Origin of the sequence: Flavobacterium sp. NKUCC04_CG, assembly GCF_019345525.1 — a bacterium.
In the GTDB taxonomy this organism is placed as follows: Bacteria; Bacteroidota; Bacteroidia; order Flavobacteriales; family Flavobacteriaceae; genus Flavobacterium.
The window spans coordinates 1-471 of the sequence record NZ_JAHKRA010000055.1 but is presented as its reverse complement, the minus strand read 5'-3'; the positions used below and the strand labels follow the sequence as shown (position 1 = coordinate 471).

Below are 471 nucleotides of genomic sequence, written 5' to 3'. Positions count from 1 at the left end.
CGCATCTTCGATGACATCTGCTCTTACATCAGCTTCGACGGTTACGTTATAATTGCTTTCTTCATAACAACCCGATTCCCCATTTTGCTGTAAAACATAAATCTTATGGGTTCCTAAAAGAACTATACTTTCTCCTCCCTTATAGCTTTCTCCTTTTCCCCCTGCTTGCGAATAATAAAATTGATTACCGCTCAAATTGGGAAAAACATAGCTACCACACACGATTATATCTGCTCGTTGTTCTGGTAGCTCGCCCGTCGTATAAATAATGGGAATTTCATAGATTTGGACGCATTCCAACTCCAACTGCTCGATGCGTAGATACACTATTCGCTGCGAATTATCGGGTTTTAAAATATAAGCCGCGGCATTTTCTATCTGATGCTCACGCGCAACGGCATCGGCCCTATTGCTGTAATATTCTATATCATACTGTTCTCGATTGTCCAAAAACATGGCTTCGCTCACTGC

Annotated in this window: 1 protein-coding gene; it reads right to left on the bottom strand. The window is 41.6% G+C overall.

Annotation, left to right across the window (positions count from 1 at the left end):
- Positions 1-471: hypothetical protein (locus KO524_RS15205; protein ID WP_219295078.1), on the bottom strand; the 471-nt coding region annotated here is incomplete at both ends.